This is a genomic window from Mycobacterium sp. (assembly GCF_044223235.1).
Lineage (GTDB): Bacteria > Actinomycetota > Actinomycetes > Mycobacteriales > Mycobacteriaceae > Mycobacterium.
Genome location: NZ_JBGAME010000003.1, coordinates 241,569 through 257,430 on the forward strand (window position 1 = coordinate 241,569; position 15,862 = coordinate 257,430).

Consider the following 15,862-nt stretch of genomic DNA (forward strand, 5'->3'; position numbering starts at 1 on the left):
TGACGACAAGCGAGAAGCGGAGCGGGATCGCGCATGACAGATGACAAGATGCTGGCGCGCATCGCCGCACTCTTGCGCCAGGCCGAGGGCACCGACAACCCGCACGAGGCCGACGCGTTCATGGCCGCCGCGCAGCGGCTGGCCACGGCGACGTCGATCGACCTTGCCGTCGCCCGGTCCCATTCGGACAAACGCACCGCCGCCCAGATCCCCGTCCAGCGGACCGTCACGATCGGCGCGGCGGGTACCCGTGGCCTGCGCACCTATGTGCAGCTGTTCGTGGTCATCGGGTTGGCCAACGACGTGAAGTGCGATGTGGCGTCGAATTCGACCTTTGTCTACGCCTATGGGTTCGGGGAGGACATCGACGCCACCCATACGCTGTACGCCGGCCTGGTGCTGCAGATGGTCAAGGCCTCCGAGTCATATATAGCCACCGGCGCCCACCGGCCCACGCCGACCATCACGGCGCGGCTGAACTTCCAACTCGCGTTCGGCGCAAGGGTCGGACAACGGCTGGCCGAAGCGCGCGAGGCGGCCACCCAGGAGGCGGCTGCGGACAGCGAACGCAGCCCCGGCACCGCAATCGCATTGCGGAACAAGGACATCGAGCTGAAGAGCTTCTACCGGCAGGCGTCGAAGGCGAGGGGGACCTGGCGGGCCGCCAACGCGTCGGCGGGTTATTCGTCCGCGGCGCGAAGGGCGGGTGACCGGGCGGGGCGTCAGGCGCGGCTGGGTCCAAGCCAGGAACTGGGCGGCGCCAGGACCGCGCTGGAGAGGTGACGCTGGAAAAGTGACGGGGTGGACGTGGGCGACCACGGGCGACGGTGCGTGACGTTCAGCGTGCCAAGGTCTACGCCGCCGAGGAATTCGTCCGGACGATGTTCGACCGTGCCGACCAACGCGGCGACCGCGTCGTGGACTTCTTCGGTACGCGGCTGACGCTTCCGCCGGAGGGCCGGTTCGCCTCGGTGGAGTCGATCGCACGTTACGTCGACGAGGTGCTGGCCCACCATGCCGTGCGGCAGCGGTGGCCCGCCTGCGGACCATTGGAGGTTCGGGCGCGCCGTGGCGTGAGCGCCGCGCACTACGAGTACGGGGGCGGCAAAGCCGGTGCGGTGATCGCCGTTCCCGATCGGCACACCACCTGGGCTCTGCGCGAATGGGTGGTACTTCACGAGATTGCGCACCATCTGTGCCGCGCCGACCCGCCCCACGGACCGGACTTTGTGGCGACCCTCTGCGATCTGGCTGGCGCGGTGATGGGACCCGAAGCGGCGTATGTGCTGCGTGTCGTTTACTCCCAGCAGGGGGTGCGGTGACCGCTATGGGTTAGCCTGTGGGCCGTGACGGATCCAGACGAAGTGGATGCGCTGCTCAACCGGGTGCTGCACACCGAGGATGACGCCCTGAGGGCGGCGCGGGAGGCTGGCGCGGCCGCGGGGATGCCCGGGATCGAGGTGTCGGCGCAGTACGGCCGTCTGCTGTCGTTGCTGGTGACAGCGGTGTGTGCCAATCGGGTACTCGAGATCGGCACGCTGGCCGGCTACAGCACGATCAACCTCGCACGCGGCGTCGGACCTGCCGGGCGGGTGGTGACCCTGGAGTACGAACCACGGCACGCCGAGGTGGCCAGGGCCAACCTGCAACGCGCGGGCGTCGACGGCTGGGTGGAGGTGATCGTCGGCGCCGCGCTGGATACCCTGCCGCGACTGGCCGATCGGGGCGACACCTTCGACATGTTCTTCATCGACGCCGACAAGGAGAATAACTCGGCCTATGTCGACTGGGCCATCGAGCTCGGTGGGGCGGGTTCACTGATCGTGGTGGACAACGTCATTCGAAACGGGCGGGTGTATGACCCGGCGCCCGACGACGGTCAGGCCCGCGCCGTTCGCAGCATGCTCGAGGAGATGGGCGATAACCCACGGCTCGAGGTAGCTGCCATTCAGACCGTCGGCGCAAAGGGCTGGGACGGCTTCGCGTTGGCCACCGTGCGGTAGCGCGCGAAGACACCGGCGCCGAACTCGGCGCAATAGGGAGCGTGGGATTGATTGCAGCGGTTGACGATCGGCCCGATGACTCTTCCGGAAATAGAGTGCGCGAACTCCATCCCCGGAGGAGCCACTTTCGCGTTCCCGGGGCGTAACGTGTCCTTCGCAGGCCACAGGTTTGACAGTCCGGAAACCCCCGGATCGGACACGAGCGCGTCGGCTTCGACCACTGCGAGTGCGTCCTTCGCGCTTTGGCTAGTTGTAACCAACCGTCACTAGCGGAGCAAGCTGCGTAACTCCGGCGGCTACATGTACGGCCTGCTCTGGTGCCGCGCCGGCCGCATTGAATGGCTTCACCAACCGAATCGGCGTTCCGTTGACGTCCGTAAGTTCTCCGGACCACACTGCTTGGTAGAGGCGTGTCAGGTCAGATCGATCATCGTCAGTCAGCTCACTCTGGTTGCCGTAATTCATGATTGTCAGGGGTTTGTGCGTTCCGAAGATCTGACTCGCCCAAGCGGTTTCGCTGATGTTCGCGAAGAAGTGCCGCAGTCCAAAGATGTGCCCAATCTCGTGGATCAGGGTGTCGACTTGCTCTTTCTCGCTCTGACCAAACAACTTGGGGTATATCACCAGCTTGTGCCTACCCGAGTCGGGAAAGAAGGCGCTCGCCAAGACGCAGCCGCTTATATTGCAGCGGTCGGTTTCTCGCACCTCAATCTCGAAGTCCCAAGCGTCAGTGCGCTGTGCAAACTTGACAGGCGCCGCGTCGCCCCAAGCCAAAATGCCCTTCCCGAGCAACTCCTTGATGGCCGTCTTGGCTTCATCAGGTGCTGCGAATAGTGCCAGCGACTGCTCCTGGAAACGCCACCGCAGTGTAGTTCCCTTCTCCCAGAGTGGGACGAATCCTTCGGAAGCGTCCACGACGATCTCGGTCGGAGATAGATTCCTGGGCGTGGCGTAGCCCCGTGTATCTGTGTCACAGACGACTTTCGAACCGTAGACGTGTACGTCGGGCGCGATCTCGCGGGCCGCATCGTCGGAGTTCCGCAGTTGCAACGGATTGTATCCCCGCTTCGAGTTGCCGTACTTTGCCATTTACCTCACCCTCCCCAATGGTGTGCCTCTGATTCGCACGTGGCCAAAGCCTTTGGGTGACTGATCAGTTCCCAACCGGCGATGTCACACTCGGGCCAGCGTAGACCCCTGACGGGGGAAAGGCGTGCGTAGTGCACTACCCCTCTCGGGTATCCCGTCGCCGCACGACTGGGGAGATCGGGCACCGCCCTGGTTCGCAGGGCCGCAGGCGGGGACACCGGCAGATCGCCTCGCGCATTGGGCGACAACACCACTCCCGCTCACGACATGTCGACCGCCGCGACCCGCCATCCGCACACTCGAGTAGTCGACTACGCGTGTCCCCGCTGTCGGCCCGGCCGGACAATCGATCTGCTCTAGAGCATTACGGATTCGAGGTGGGAAATGGTCATCGGTGAGCACAGGGCAGCCTGGATTGCACAGGCCGAAGCCGCGGGGAAGCGATACGTAGACAGCGAGTCGGAGCGTCAGAAAGTTGCGCAGGAGCGTGACGAAACGAACTCGTTAGTGGTCGACACCGCCGAGCAGATCATCGCTCGCAGCGATCGTCTGATGAGCACTGGCGAGGTGCCTGCCCAAGCGATAGACAAACTGGCGCAGGCGTATCCGATGGACCCGATCGCCGCGCGGGAGCGGATCATCGGTCTTGCCAGTCAGATGCAGGCGGTCAGCTTCCTGCCCCGCGGCATCCGCGCCGCGGCACCCGTCGCGCGGATATCACTGCGCCAGAACGGGCGCGAAATCCCGCAGGGCACCGGATCCCTCGTCTCCCCTCGATTGCTCCTGACGAACAACCACGTGCTGCCGGATCTCGAGATGGCCCGCGATGCGGTAATCGAATTCGGCTATGAGGTCAACGTCGACAACACACCGTCTGCTCCGATGCGATTCCTGCTCGAACCTGACGCGTTCTTCGTCACCAACGCCGCTCTGGACTTCACGCTCGTTCTCGTCGCAGCTGCAAACGACGGCCGGAAACCCGCCGACGTGGTAGGCGGATACACCCGACTGATTGTCCAGCAGGGCAAGATCGCCAATGGAGAGCCGATGAACATCGTCGGCCATCCCAACGGCCGCCTCAAGGAGATGTCGATTCGAGACAACCGGCTCGACCTCCAACTCGACGAATTCCTTCACTACTCAACGGATACCGAGCCCGGAAACTCCGGGTCACCCGTCTTCAACGACCAATGGGAAATGGTGGCCCTACATCATTCCGGCGTACCCAAGAAGGACGCGCAGGGGCGCTGGCTGCGCCGCGATGGAAACGTATGGCGCCAGGGAGACGGCGACGATGCCATCGACTGGGTTGCGAACGAGGGTGTGCGCGTCAGCGTAATCCTCAAGTACCTGGCCGGTCTGCGTTCGGATCCCGCGCAGCGAGAAATACTCGCCGAGCTCGGCCCGGAGTCCGGAATTACCTCCACCCCGGACTCTTTCGACGCGAACCTGCTGGCACGCCCCGTAGAGAACACGGTCGCGCGAGAGGCATCCACGGGAGGCACCAGGGCGCGCACGACGGCGTTCGGCGGTACGCGCCATCTGCTGTTCCTTCACGGCCGGGGTCAGCAGGGCCGCGACCCTGACCAGTTACGGCGAATCTGGACGGCCGGTCTCAATCGGGGCTTAACACTCGCCGGGATGGGCACGATCGACCCGGCCGACGTGAACTTCCCGTTCTACGGCGACGTACTCGTGCACCCTTCCGCCGCACGGGAGTCAGCAGCCGCCGACCTCGAAGGCGGTGCGTTGTACGACGAGCTCGTCGCAGAAGCCGCCACTCGCCTCGGCTTTCCCGCAGATCTCGAAGACACGGACGTCATGGCCGCCGAGGGGCTACCCGGCTTCGGCAGCGGGCTGCTGGGCAAGGTGCACACCCAGTTGAGCTGGATCGCCGCACGCAGCGGGCTTGACGGCTTCCTCATATCCCAGATTTTCAAGGATGTTGCGTCATACCTGGAGAACGACGAGGTCCGCGACCGGGTACTCGACGCCGTCATGGAGGTGGTCCCGAACTCGGGACGCCTGGTCCTCGTCAGTCACAGCCTCGGCACTGTGGTGGCAGTGGATCTGCTGTCGCGGCTGCCAGCGAGACTGGATGTCGAACTGTTCGTCACGGCCGGCAGCCCGCTGGGTCTGGACGCCGTGTACAACAAGCTCGAGGTTGGCGGTGCCCACCGCCCCGATCGCATCCGGCATTGGCTCAACACCTGGTATGCGGGCGACCCGATCGCGATCGGCTGCCCGCTGGGCAAAGCCTGGCGCGGGCAGCTGCAAGAGATAGCCGTCGACAACCCCAAGGAACGCGCACACGACATCGCCGAGTACCTCGCGCACGCGGCGGTCGCCGGTAGCATCCGCGAACGACTGGGTGCATCTTGAGTTTCGAACGGACCCGTCTATGCGACGTCGAGCAGCCGCGCGCGGCATTCAAGACCGTCTGAAGCGCCCCGGGTTTCAACCGGGTTTCAACCGGCCTACGTACACACCGCCCCGACTGCGGCCGACCCCACCAGCTTGGTGTACTTGGCCAGCACGCCGGTGGTGTAGCGCGGCGGCAGCGGCTCGAAACCGACCTTGCGCGAGTCGAATTCGTCGGCATCGACCAGCACGTCGAGGGTGCCGTTGGCGACGTCGAGACGGATCCGGTCGCCGTCCCGGATGAACGCGATCGGTCCGCCGTCGACGGCCTCGGGGGCGATGTGGCCGACGCACAGACCCGTGGTGCCGCCGGAGAACCGGCCGTCGGTCATCAGCAGCACATCCTTGCCGAGGCCCGCGCCCTTGATCGCGCCCGTGATAGCGAGCATTTCACGCATGCCGGGCCCACCCTTGGGGCCTTCGTAGCGGATGACCACGACGTCGCCCGAGGTGATGGTGCCGTCCTCGAGTGCATCGAGGGCGGCCCGTTCCCGTTCGAAAACCCTTGCGGTGCCTTCGAAGACGTCGGAGTCGAAGCCTGCGGACTTGACCACCGCGCCCTCGGGCGCCAGCGATCCGTGCAGGATGGTGATGCCGCCGGTGGGGTGGATCGGTCGGTTGAGCGCACGCAACACCTTGCCGTCGGGGTCGGGCGGGGAGATGTGAGCCAGGTTCTCGGCCATGGTCTTTCCGGTCACCGTCAGTACGTCGCCGTGCAGCAGGCCGGCATCCAGCAAGGCCTTCATCACGACGGGCACGCCGCCGATCCGGTCGACGTCGGTCATCACGTACGAGCCGAAAGGCTTGACGTCGGCCAGGTGGGGCACCTTCGCGCCGACCCGGGTGAAGTCCTCCAGCGACAGCTTGACGTTGGCCTCGTAGGCGATGGCCAGCAGATGAAGCACGGCGTTGGTGGATCCGCCGAAGGCCATCACCACCGCGATCGCGTTCTCGAAGGCCTCCTTGACCAGGATGTCGCGGGCGGTGATGCCGCGGCGCAGCAAGTCGACCACGGCGATGCCGGACTTGCGGGCGAAGCCGTCGCGGCGCCGGTCGGTGGCCGGCGGAGCGGCACTGCCCGGCAGTGACATGCCGAGCGCCTCGGCGGCCGACGCCATGGTGTTGGCGGTGTACATGCCGCCGCAGGCACCCTCGCCTGGGCAGATGGCGCGTTCGATGGCGTCGACGTCCTCGCGGCTCATCAGCCCGCGTGCGCACGCACCGACCGCCTCGAAGGCGTCGATGATGGTGACGTCCTTCTCGGTGCCGTCGGACAGCTTCGCCCGGCCGGGCAGGATCGAGCCCGCGTAGAGGAACACGCTGGCCAGGTCCAGGCGGGCGGCGGCCATCAGCATGCCGGGTAGCGATTTGTCGCAGCCGGCCAGCAGCACCGAACCGTCGAGCCGCTCGGCCTGGATGACGGTCTCGACCGAATCGGCGATGATCTCGCGAGACACCAGCGAGAAGTGCATTCCTTCGTGGCCCATCGAGATGCCGTCGGACACCGAGATGGTCCCGAACTCCATCGGGAAGCCGCCCGCCTCGAAGACACCCTCCTTGACCGCCTTGGCGAGCCGATCCAGGGACAGGTTGCACGGGGTGATCTCGTTCCACGACGATGCGACGCCGATCTGGGGTTTTGCGAAGTCGTCGTCACCCATGCCTACCGCGCGGAGCATGCCTCGGGCGGCGGCCTTCTCCAGACCGTCGGTCACGTCGCGGCTGCGGGGCTTGATGTCGGGTTGCGATGAGCCGGGTTGAGCTGAGGGCATGTGTGCAAGTATGCCCCCGGGTATTTCCCCCGGCCAAACCGTTATGGATACCCGGTAGGGGTATCCGGTACGGTGGCTTCATGAGGTCTCTCGCCGCGTGGCCGGCAGTCATCCTGGCCGTGGTGCTCGTTGCGGCCGTCCTGACCTCCTGCACCGGTCCCTCCGCGACCGAGGCCAGCGCCGAACACGAGCATGGCAATGTCGAGCATGGTGAGGTCCAGCCCGCGGGTCACAACGCCGACGACGTCGCGTTCGCGACCAACATGATCCCCCACCACGAGCAGGCCGTTGAACTGTCGGCACTGGTGCCCGACCGGTCCGGCAACCCCCACCTGCGCACGCTGGCCACCGCCATTGCCACCGCGCAGGGCCCGGAGATCGACACGATGAAAGGGTTTCTCGCGCAGTGGAACGCGGGTACCGAGGCGGCGGACGCGGGGCACGCCGGCCATGGCATGGTGATGCAGGGCATGGTCGACGATGCCACGATGACCCGGCTCGGGCAGCTGCGCGGGCCGGAGTTCGAGAACCTGTGGCTGGAGTCGATGATCAGCCACCATCAAGGTGCCATCGAGATGGCGAAAGCTGAGATCGCCAACGGCGAGAGCGCCAATGCCGTTGCGCTCGCCCGCACTATCGTCGAGGTGCAGCAGGCCGAGATCGGCCAGATGAAGCAAATGCTGGCCGCGGGCTAGGAGGTACGGAAGTGACAGCAGCGCATGGCTACTCGGCCCAGAAGGACAACTACGCCAAACGGTTGCGCCGCATCGAGGGGCAGGTCCGCGGCATCGCCAAGATGATCGAAGACGACAAGTACTGCATCGACGTACTCACCCAGATCAGCGCCGTCAACAGTGCGCTGCAGTCGGTGGCGCTTGGTCTGCTCGACGAACACCTCGGCCATTGCGTATCCCAGGCCGTCGCCGAGGGTGGCGACGCCGCCGACGCCAAGCTGGCCGAGGCCTCTGCGGCGATTGCCCGCCTGGTGCGCTCCTGATCGGCGCGTTGTGCCGAGCGTGGACTCGATGCACGCGTCTCACGGCGTAGGTTCTGGGGGTGGCATAAGTCCACTTTCGACGGCCTGAAAAGCATGGCCCTCCTACGCTATGAGGGTGCGCTTGTCGTGGGATCTGGTCGGGCGCCGCACAGAGATGCGCACGATCGAGGCGTCGATCTCGGCTCCGGACGTATCCGGCGTCGTCATCAGCGGCGCAACGGGTGTCGGTAAGAGCCGGTTCGCCCGTGCGGCTCTGGCCGCAGTGGCCGAACGCGGATGCGAGGTCCGATGGGTCGTCGGCGCGTCGTCTGCGCACTCCATTCCCCTCGGCGCGTTCACCGCATGGGCGCGGTCGGATGCCGTCGACACCGTGCAGTTGTTGCGGGCGGTGATCGAGTCGCTCACCGCGGCAGCTGCTGGCGTGACGGTGGTGGTGGGCATCGATGACGTCCATCTACTCGACGATCTGTCGACGTTCGTGGTGCACCAGATCGTGCAGCGAAACGCGGCCAAAGTGATCGTGACGGTGCGCGACGGTGAACCGATCCCCGCGGCGGTCCAGGAGATCTGGAAGGTCGGCCGGTTCGAACGGCTGTGTCTGCAGCCGCTCTCTCTCGACGAGACCGCCGCACTGTTGTCGGGTGCGCTGGCGGGGCCGGTCGATCCGGACGCCGCCGAACGACTGTGGACCCTGACCCAAGGCAACGTTCTGTACCTGCAGAACATCGTCGAGCAGGAGGTGTCGGACGGCCGCATCGTGCAGCAGCGCGGGCGGTGGCGGTGGACCGGCGATCCCGTCGTGCCACCGAGCCTGGTCGAGATGATCGAAACCCGCATCGGGACGCTGCCCGGCCCGGTCGGTGAAGTGGTCGACGCGCTTGCGATCGGCGAGCCGATCGAACTCGGGGCACTGCGTCGCGTCACCGACGCCGACGCGGTCGAGGAAGCCGACATCCGCGGCCTCATCACGCTGGAGTCCGTCGCCGGCAGCGTCGAGGTGCGGGTCGCGCATCCGCTCTACGGCGAGGTGCGTCGCGGTCGTGCCGCGCCCACCCGGTTACGGCGGATACGCGGCCTGGTCGTCGCCGCCCTCGCCGCGTCGGACGACGCCGACGACATCCGTGTGGTGGTACGCCGTGCCACGTTGAGTCTGGATTCCGACCTCACGCCCGACTCTGCGCTGCTGCTCAGGGCGGCCAGTGGGGCCGTCTGGCTGGCCGATCTGTCGTTGGCCGATCGGCTCGCTGAGGCGGCGATCCGTGCCGGGGCGGGACCGGAAGCGAACTTCGTTCGCGCACATGCACTCTCGTGGTTGGGCCGCGGCCAGGAGGCCGACGCCGTGCTCGCGGCAGTCGACACCGCCCAGCTGAGTGATGACGGCCGCGCCAGATTGGCGTTCCTGCGTGCCAGCAACACACTTTGGGCGCTCGGGGACCCCGCCGGTGCGAGGGAACTCATCGACGAAGCATCCTTGGCCACGCGCAGTGCGGCGCGCTGTTACATCGATGCCTTCCTCACGGTGTACTGGTTCGCCACGGACCAGCCCCACGCCGCGATCAAGACCTCGGCGCTGCTCCCTCTGGGGGACCTGCCCACCGTCGTCGGCGCCGAAGTCGCATGGGTACTCGCCGTCCTGCACGGCGACTCCGGTCGGGTCACCGAAGCGATCTCGGCCGCCGATGCCGGGCACGACGTCGCCGCACGCTCGCTCGATGCGCCCCAGATGAGGTTCAACATCGTCGACGCGCAGATCAGCGCGTTGCTGCTGTCGGGCGGGATCAGCGACGCCTTGGCACTGGCAGAGCGGATTCGCGGGCAGGCGGCGAGCCTTCCCGGGGCGGCGCAGGCACTCAGCGAGGCGGTGGCGGGCCGCGCCGCGCTCGGAGCCGGACAACTCGATCATGCATGCGTGCTCCTGGAACGTGCGGCCGAGACATTCGCCGCCCTCGGGTATGGCGTCGGTTGGGGATACCGCTATCAAATCCCCAGGGCCGCAGCGCTTGCCATGCGCGGTGCAACGCAGGAGGCTGCCGCGGTGCTCGACGCGATCGGCACGGTGCGCCGTCCCTTCCGGTCGCTGGACTACGAACGCGCCATGGCGCAGGCGTGGGTTGCCGCGGGTGAGGGCGCTGTCAGCGAGGCCATCGCGTATCTGCTCACTGCTGCCGAGAAGGCGGCAGCCAAGGGGCAGTTCGCGGCCGAGGTGGTGTGCCTGCAGACGGCTGCCCAGTTCGGGGATCGTACGGTCACGCCCAGGCTGCGCGAGCTCGAAGCGATCGTCGAGGGGCCGCGCGTCGGCCTCGCCGCCAGGTTCGCGGAGGCCCTGCGCGACGGTGACGCCGTCGAATTGGCGGAATTGTCAGGGGAATTCGAGCGGATGGGCGACGTCGTCGCCGCTGTCGACGCGGCCGCGCACGCCGCGCTCGCCTATCGCCGCCGGCAACTGCGCGGCTCGGCGCTGGAGTGTTCGACACGGGCGGCGGTGCTGGCCGAGCAGTGCGGGAATGCCATCACGCCTGCGCTTGCGCAGGCATCCGAGCCGCTGCCGTTGACCGACCGGGAACGCGAAATCGTGATGCTGATCGGTGAGGGTCTGTCCAACCGCGAGGTGGCTGCGCGCCTGACGTTGTCCATTCGCACCGTGGAAAGCCACGTGTACCAGGCGATGGCAAAGACAGGAACGGCCAGCCGGGACGAACTCGCCGCCCTGCTGCCGCGAGGCGGTGCGCGGACACGGTGACCGGGGCGTCCGCAGAGCCCTTGGCGGCGTCTAAGTAGACCCCCGTCGAGTGCTCGGAAAATTGCAGTGGTCCGCTACTGAGCCGGCCAGTCCGGACAGGGGTGAGGATCTCCATGGTGGCTTATCACCATGGCTGGATCGCACTGAGCCGCTCGTGAGGAGACAGCCCTGGAGTGGAGGGGGTTCCAGGGCTGTTTCCTGGGTGTTGCTCGGGCGACGGGGTGTTGCTCGGGTGACGGTTGGATCGCCCCGAAACGAACGGAGCAGGAATGGTCGACCACGATCCGGCCGACCGCGTGATCCTGGGCCCGGAGCCACAGGTGGTGCGCATTGCCGAGGCGCCTTCGGAGTGTCGGCCAGCCCACGTGCCCTCTCCGAATATCCGGGATACCGTCTTCGTGTTCCCGGGACGGGTATCGCAGTGGCCGGGGATGGCGGCCGAACTGCTGCATTCTTCCACGGTGTTCGCCGACCAGATTCGACTCTGCGATGCCGCGTTCGCCGAGTTCGTGGACGGGTCGGTTCTCGACGCGGTGCGCGGCGGCGTCACGAGACTGGACCGGATCGATCGGGAGCAGCCCCTGCTGTTCGCCGTGGCGGTGTCGCTGGCGGCGCACTGGAGTGCGTTGGGCTTCGGTCCCGACGCCGTGGTTGGGCATTCGCAGGGCGAGATCGCCGCGGCCTACGTCGCGGGAGCCCTTTCGTTGCGAGACGCGGCGAAGGTGGTCGCCTCGTGCAGTGACGCGATCACTGCGATTGCCGGCACCGGTGGCATGGCCACGGTCCGGCTGCCGATAGACGCGGTCGCTACCCTTCTCGCGCGCTGGCGCGGAGCGATTTACATTGCCGCGCAGAACGGTCCGTCGTCGATCGAGGTTACCGGCGACGCCGTGGCGATCGATGAGTTGGTGGCCGTCTGCCAGCAAGATGAGGTGCCGGTGAGGCGAATTCCCGTCGACTACGCCGCCCACTCGCCGCATGTGGATGCGGTGTGGGATACGGTGCGCGAGGCCCTTTCAGGCCTGCGGCCACGAACCGGAGACACGGTGTACATCTCCGCGGTCACCGGTGCGGGTCTGGACACGTCCATCCTCGACGGCGACTACTGGTTCGCGAATATTCGGCAACCGGTGCTGTTCGATCAGGCTGTCCGATGGTCGTGGGAGAACGGTTACCGCACGTTCATCGAATCCAGCCCGCATCCGATGCTCAGCGCGGATATCCAGGAAGCGGTGGAGGATTACTGCCGCGACAGGTGCACGGCCTCTCAGCGAGCCCACCACAGACGGGAGTTACTCGGCGAGCGACTCCGCTGATGGTATCTGCTTGCGCCCACGGCCTCAGAGTTGAGATGGCAGTGGCCCATTACTGCGATTGCTTCACCGCAGGGGGGCGATGATTGATCGGCACGACGCACGACGCACGACGCCTGCGCCCCGGTGCGTAGACCACCACGAACCGATCTCGATTGGGGGCTGAACCAGTGTCCGATGCCCGACCATCAGCGTCCGCTTCGGCTGCCCGGGACGGCGGCAGGCGTGAGCGGGCACCGGTTGCCGCTCAGGGCAGGGCGCTCGGCGCGTCGTTGACGCCTGTACTGCAACTCACGAGCGTGACGAAGAAGTATCACAGAGGCGATGAGCTGCTGGAGGTGCTCGTCGACTTCGACTTTACTTTGGGCGCAGGCGAGTTCGTCGTGGTGACCGGACCATCGGGGGCCGGCAAATCGACCCTCCTACATATCGCCGGCGGGCTGGACGCCCCGGACTGCGGGAGTGTGGCCGTGGCCGGTCGGGACATGTGGACGATGAGCGCCGGCGCGCGCGCCGCGTTCCGGCGGCGCCACCTGGGCTTCGTGTTTCAGTTCTTCAACTTGGTACCCATGCTGAGCGCAGTCGAGAACGTGTCGTTGCCCCTGGTTCTCGACGGTGTGCCGGCCCGATCGGCCGACGCACGCGCCGTGGAGCTACTGCAACGGGTCGGCCTCGGCGACCGGGCCCGACACCGGCCGGCCGAACTGTCCGGCGGCCAGATGCAACGGGTGGCGGTGGCGCGCGCGCTGGTCGCCCGGCCGTCCATCGTCCTCGCCGACGAGCCGACCGGAAATCTGGACAGCCACTCGTCGGCGGAGGTCTTGAACCTCCTGTGCTCGATGTCGGACGAAGACGGCACGGCGGTCGTCCTGGTGACACACGATCGTGCCGCGGCGCGTTACGGCTCCCGCGAGCTGCATCTCGTCGACGGGCGCGCATGTGCAGTGCCCGTCGAGGAGGGGTGATGCACGGACTGCGCGGCTGGTGGGTGTCTTTCCGGCGGATCCACCTGGCGGCGTTGATCGCCGATTGGCGTCGGACGCTGCTCAGCGTGATCGGCGTCGCGGTGGGGGTGACGGTGGTACTTGGGACATTGATACTCAAAATCGAGCTGGTCCGCCCGTTCGACTCCTTCGGCCCGTCACTCACCCACGCCGCCGACGAAGGGGTGGTCGAGGTGACGCCCAACGTCAGCGGCCGGCTGCCGATCGAGATCGTCAACCGGCTGCAGGCTGACGTGGCCGGGGCGCAGGCTGTCGTCCCGGTTGTCGCCGCCCTGACGCCCGTCGACGTCGCCGGTCGCAGGCACGGCTTCTTCCTGCTCGGCGGGTCGTGCCAGATCGAGCTGCTGGTCGGCTCGTTCGATTGCGAGCAGCGCACCCGCGACGTCAAGCCGGCAGGCGGTCCCGGTATGCCACTGCAGATGCCTACGGCCATCGCCCAGCGGCATGGCCTGCACGTCGGTGACGAATTGCGGATCCCGGGTCTTCCTCCGGGTTCGGCGCACCTCGGATCGACCTTCCCGGAGTTCGACCGCGTCGAGGGTATCAACGACGGCTACGTGCTGTTCGCCCCTTCCGCGGACAGCGCCGCGCGCCTGGTCTCCACACCCGGTTACGTCACGGCCGCGTTCATCGTTCCGGAAAAGGGGATTGACGTGGCAGCCGACGTCGAGCGCGCGATCGCCGGCGTCGCAACGGCAGGCCCGCCCCGGACACATCTGCCCGCCATATTCGAAGGCGCCACACAGAATCTGAACCTGACCGCGCTGGCCGGCATCATCATCGGCGTCCTCATCGCCGTGAACACGGTCCTGCTGGCCGTGGAGGACCGGCGGGCGGTGATGGGAACGATCGGCGCGATCGGTGCCAAGCCGGTTGGGTTGTTCGGCGGGATGCTCGGCGAGGGGGCCGCGGTGGGTCTCCTCGGGGGATTGTCGGGCGTCCCAAGCGGTTTCCTGTTCGGGACGTATCTGCTGGACACATTTGGGCGATCCATGTTGGCCGGCTCCGGCGGCACCGTCACAGCGCACTTCACGCCGACCTTGATCGGGATCGGAGCCGCTGCGGGAATCGTCTGCGGAATCATCGCGATGCTCGGGCCTGCCACCAGATTGCTCCGCGACGGGCCGTTGGAGTCGATGGCGAGCGTCGCCGGAGTGCAGCGCGCCAGGAAGATCCCGAAGTGGCCGCTGGCCGTCGGGGTGGTCCTGCTTGCGGGGGCCGTCGTCGTGATGAAGATATTCGAGCGCGGGTCGCTGCCACTGGGCGTGGGTATCAACGGCTTGACGCTGGCATTGTGCGGGGTGGTATTGGTGACGGTGTGGTTCGCCCCGCGTGGCGCCCGGGTGTTGATCGGGTTGCTGACGTTCGTGCGCCCCGCTGTGGGGCGTCTGCTCGGCGCCGACACTCGGCGCTACGCGCTGCTGTTCGCGTTTTCCGCCGCGCTGCTCGCGGAGAGCGCCAGTTTGGTCATCGGCTCGTACGGCATGCAGCTCCTCGGCACTGAGCAGGTCGCCGAGCAGAAATCTGACCGATTGCCCGCCGCGTTGTTGATATCCGCTCAATCGGTGCTCGATCAGCGGGCAGGCCGGATCTCCGACTCAACGTTCGAATTGGTGGCCGGCGCCGCCGGCGGGCGCAGCGTGTCGTCGCACTGGCGATCGACGATCTCGTCGGGAACCTCGTCGCGCCTCGTCGACGGCGTCAATCCGGGCGATTGGTACAGCCGGGCGCTGTATGAGCCGGCAGACGACCGGCTCTGGCCGGGACTGCGGGACGGGGAGATTGGGCTCAGCAGGATCGCCGCGAGTCGGCTCGGGGTTGCCGCGGGAGACACTGTCGTGCTGCCGACCGTCCAAGGGCTCAAGCAGTACCGGGTGGCGGGAATCTTTCAGTCCCGCATGATCAATGATGCCGCCGTGGGCGACATCGTCCTGGTGTCGGAAGGATTGGCGCGTTCTGACTGGGCTGCCGTACGCGACCAGGTCGCGGTCGCCTATCCGTCCGCCGCCGACGCGAGCGCCCACCGTGACGATTTCCTCAAGCTCGGTGCCGGATTGTCGGTGTACGACGACAAGGAGTGGCGCGCGGTGGCCAGCGACGGGATCACCCGCTTCTTGGAGCCGTTGACGATCGCGGGGTACGTGGTGATGGCGGCCGCCGGCTTGAGCGTGCTGAACGTGTTCGTGCTGGGACTCGTGCAACGCAGGCGTGAGCGGGCCGCATTGCGGGCGATCGGGGTGACCCCAGGCCAGGAGCAGGCCGTGATCATCGCCAACGCCGCTCTGCTCGGACTGCTGGTCGCCTGCGTCGCTGTGCTCGGCGGTGTGGGCCTCACATATCTGTGGTCGCTGGCCTCACCGGTGTTCTATGGCACCAAGATCGACTGGGGTGTAGTGCCATTCGCGCTGCGAACCGGAGTGGCAGCCGTGTTCGTCATAGTCGTGACCGCCGCGTTGTACCCCGTGCTCCATGCGCGGCGGCTGGAGACGGCCGAGGTGTTGCGAACAACGTGAGCATTCGTGG

Annotated in this window: 12 protein-coding genes; 10 read left to right on the forward strand and 2 right to left on the reverse strand. The window is 66.8% G+C overall.

Annotation, left to right across the window (positions count from 1 at the left end):
* The first annotated feature begins 33 nt into the window (after positions 1–33).
* From ADBZ6K_RS06935 to ADBZ6K_RS06945, 3 genes are read left to right on the forward strand one after another with little or no spacing between them, the layout of a single operon-like run.
* Positions 34–783, forward strand: a complete 750-nt coding sequence (locus ADBZ6K_RS06935) for a DUF2786 domain-containing protein (protein ID WP_526345138.1) — start codon at positions 34–36, stop codon at positions 781–783.
* Between the two features lie 44 nt (positions 784–827).
* Positions 828–1,322, forward strand: a complete 495-nt coding sequence (locus tag ADBZ6K_RS06940) for a TIGR04338 family metallohydrolase (protein ID WP_526345139.1) — start codon at positions 828–830, stop codon at positions 1,320–1,322.
* Positions 1,323–1,346: 24 nt separating this feature from the next.
* Entirely contained in the window at positions 1,347–2,003 is a 657-nt protein-coding gene (locus ADBZ6K_RS06945) for an O-methyltransferase (protein WP_526345140.1), read from the forward strand.
* Between the two features lie 246 nt (positions 2,004–2,249).
* On the opposite strand, the gene ADBZ6K_RS06950 is transcribed toward ADBZ6K_RS06945, so the two are convergent.
* The gene (locus ADBZ6K_RS06950; RefSeq protein WP_526345141.1) at positions 2,250–3,092 is read right to left on the reverse strand and encodes a matrixin family metalloprotease; all 843 of its coding nucleotides are present in this window, start codon (positions 3,090–3,092) and stop codon (positions 2,250–2,252) included.
* A gap of 552 nt (positions 3,093–3,644) precedes the next feature.
* Between ADBZ6K_RS06950 and ADBZ6K_RS06955 the strand changes: the two genes are divergently transcribed.
* Positions 3,645–5,474 carry a trypsin-like serine peptidase gene (locus ADBZ6K_RS06955; protein ID WP_526345142.1) on the forward strand — a complete coding sequence of 610 codons (1,830 nt, stop codon included), beginning with the start codon at positions 3,645–3,647 and terminating at the stop codon, positions 5,472–5,474.
* 95 nt (positions 5,475–5,569) lie between these two features.
* On the opposite strand, the gene ilvD is transcribed toward ADBZ6K_RS06955, so the two are convergent.
* A complete protein-coding gene (gene ilvD, locus ADBZ6K_RS06960) occupies positions 5,570–7,285 on the reverse strand; it encodes a dihydroxy-acid dehydratase (protein WP_526345143.1) in 1,716 nt (571 codons plus the stop codon).
* Between the two features lie 80 nt (positions 7,286–7,365).
* Between ilvD and ADBZ6K_RS06965 the strand changes: the two genes are divergently transcribed.
* From ADBZ6K_RS06965 to ADBZ6K_RS06990, 6 genes are all read left to right on the forward strand, one after another.
* Complete coding sequence (locus tag ADBZ6K_RS06965) at positions 7,366–7,980, forward strand: DUF305 domain-containing protein (protein ID WP_526345144.1); 615 nt, start codon at positions 7,366–7,368, stop codon at positions 7,978–7,980.
* Between the two features lie 11 nt (positions 7,981–7,991).
* Positions 7,992–8,282, forward strand: a complete 291-nt coding sequence (ricR, locus tag ADBZ6K_RS06970; RefSeq protein ID WP_526345145.1) for a copper-sensing transcriptional repressor RicR — start codon at positions 7,992–7,994, stop codon at positions 8,280–8,282.
* A gap of 154 nt (positions 8,283–8,436) precedes the next feature.
* A complete protein-coding gene (locus ADBZ6K_RS06975) occupies positions 8,437–11,022 on the forward strand; it encodes a helix-turn-helix transcriptional regulator (protein ID WP_526345278.1) in 2,586 nt (861 codons plus the stop codon).
* A 269-nt stretch (positions 11,023–11,291) separates the two neighbouring features.
* Complete coding sequence (locus ADBZ6K_RS06980) at positions 11,292–12,338, forward strand: acyltransferase domain-containing protein (protein WP_526345146.1); 1,047 nt, start codon at positions 11,292–11,294, stop codon at positions 12,336–12,338.
* A 296-nt stretch (positions 12,339–12,634) separates the two neighbouring features.
* On the forward strand, positions 12,635–13,300 hold the full coding sequence (locus ADBZ6K_RS06985) for an ABC transporter ATP-binding protein (RefSeq protein WP_526345147.1): 666 nt from the start codon (positions 12,635–12,637) through the stop codon (positions 13,298–13,300).
* Positions 13,300–15,852, forward strand: a complete 2,553-nt coding sequence (locus ADBZ6K_RS06990) for an ABC transporter permease (RefSeq protein WP_526345148.1) — start codon at positions 13,300–13,302, stop codon at positions 15,850–15,852. The genes ADBZ6K_RS06985 and ADBZ6K_RS06990 overlap by 1 nt, the downstream gene beginning before the upstream one ends.
* The last annotated feature ends 10 nt before the right edge of the window (positions 15,853–15,862 follow it).

What these genes read in the sequence shown, in the direction of transcription:
- ADBZ6K_RS06935 (WP_526345138.1), top strand. Translation starts at nt 34, where the DNA reads ATGACAGATGACAAGATGCTGGCGCGCATCGCCGCACTCTTGCGCCAG.
- ADBZ6K_RS06950 (WP_526345141.1), bottom strand. Translation starts at nt 3,092, where the DNA reads ATGGCAAAGTACGGCAACTCGAAGCGGGGATACAATCCGTTGCAACTG.
- ADBZ6K_RS06955 (WP_526345142.1), top strand. Translation starts at nt 3,645, where the DNA reads ATGAGCACTGGCGAGGTGCCTGCCCAAGCGATAGACAAACTGGCGCAG.
- ilvD (WP_526345143.1), bottom strand. Translation starts at nt 7,285, where the DNA reads ATGCCCTCAGCTCAACCCGGCTCATCGCAACCCGACATCAAGCCCCGC.
- ADBZ6K_RS06965 (WP_526345144.1), top strand. Translation starts at nt 7,366, where the DNA reads ATGAGGTCTCTCGCCGCGTGGCCGGCAGTCATCCTGGCCGTGGTGCTC.
- ADBZ6K_RS06975 (WP_526345278.1), top strand. Translation starts at nt 8,437, where the DNA reads ATGCGCACGATCGAGGCGTCGATCTCGGCTCCGGACGTATCCGGCGTC.
- ADBZ6K_RS06980 (WP_526345146.1), top strand. Translation starts at nt 11,292, where the DNA reads ATGGTCGACCACGATCCGGCCGACCGCGTGATCCTGGGCCCGGAGCCA.
- ADBZ6K_RS06990 (WP_526345148.1), top strand. Translation starts at nt 13,300, where the DNA reads ATGCACGGACTGCGCGGCTGGTGGGTGTCTTTCCGGCGGATCCACCTG.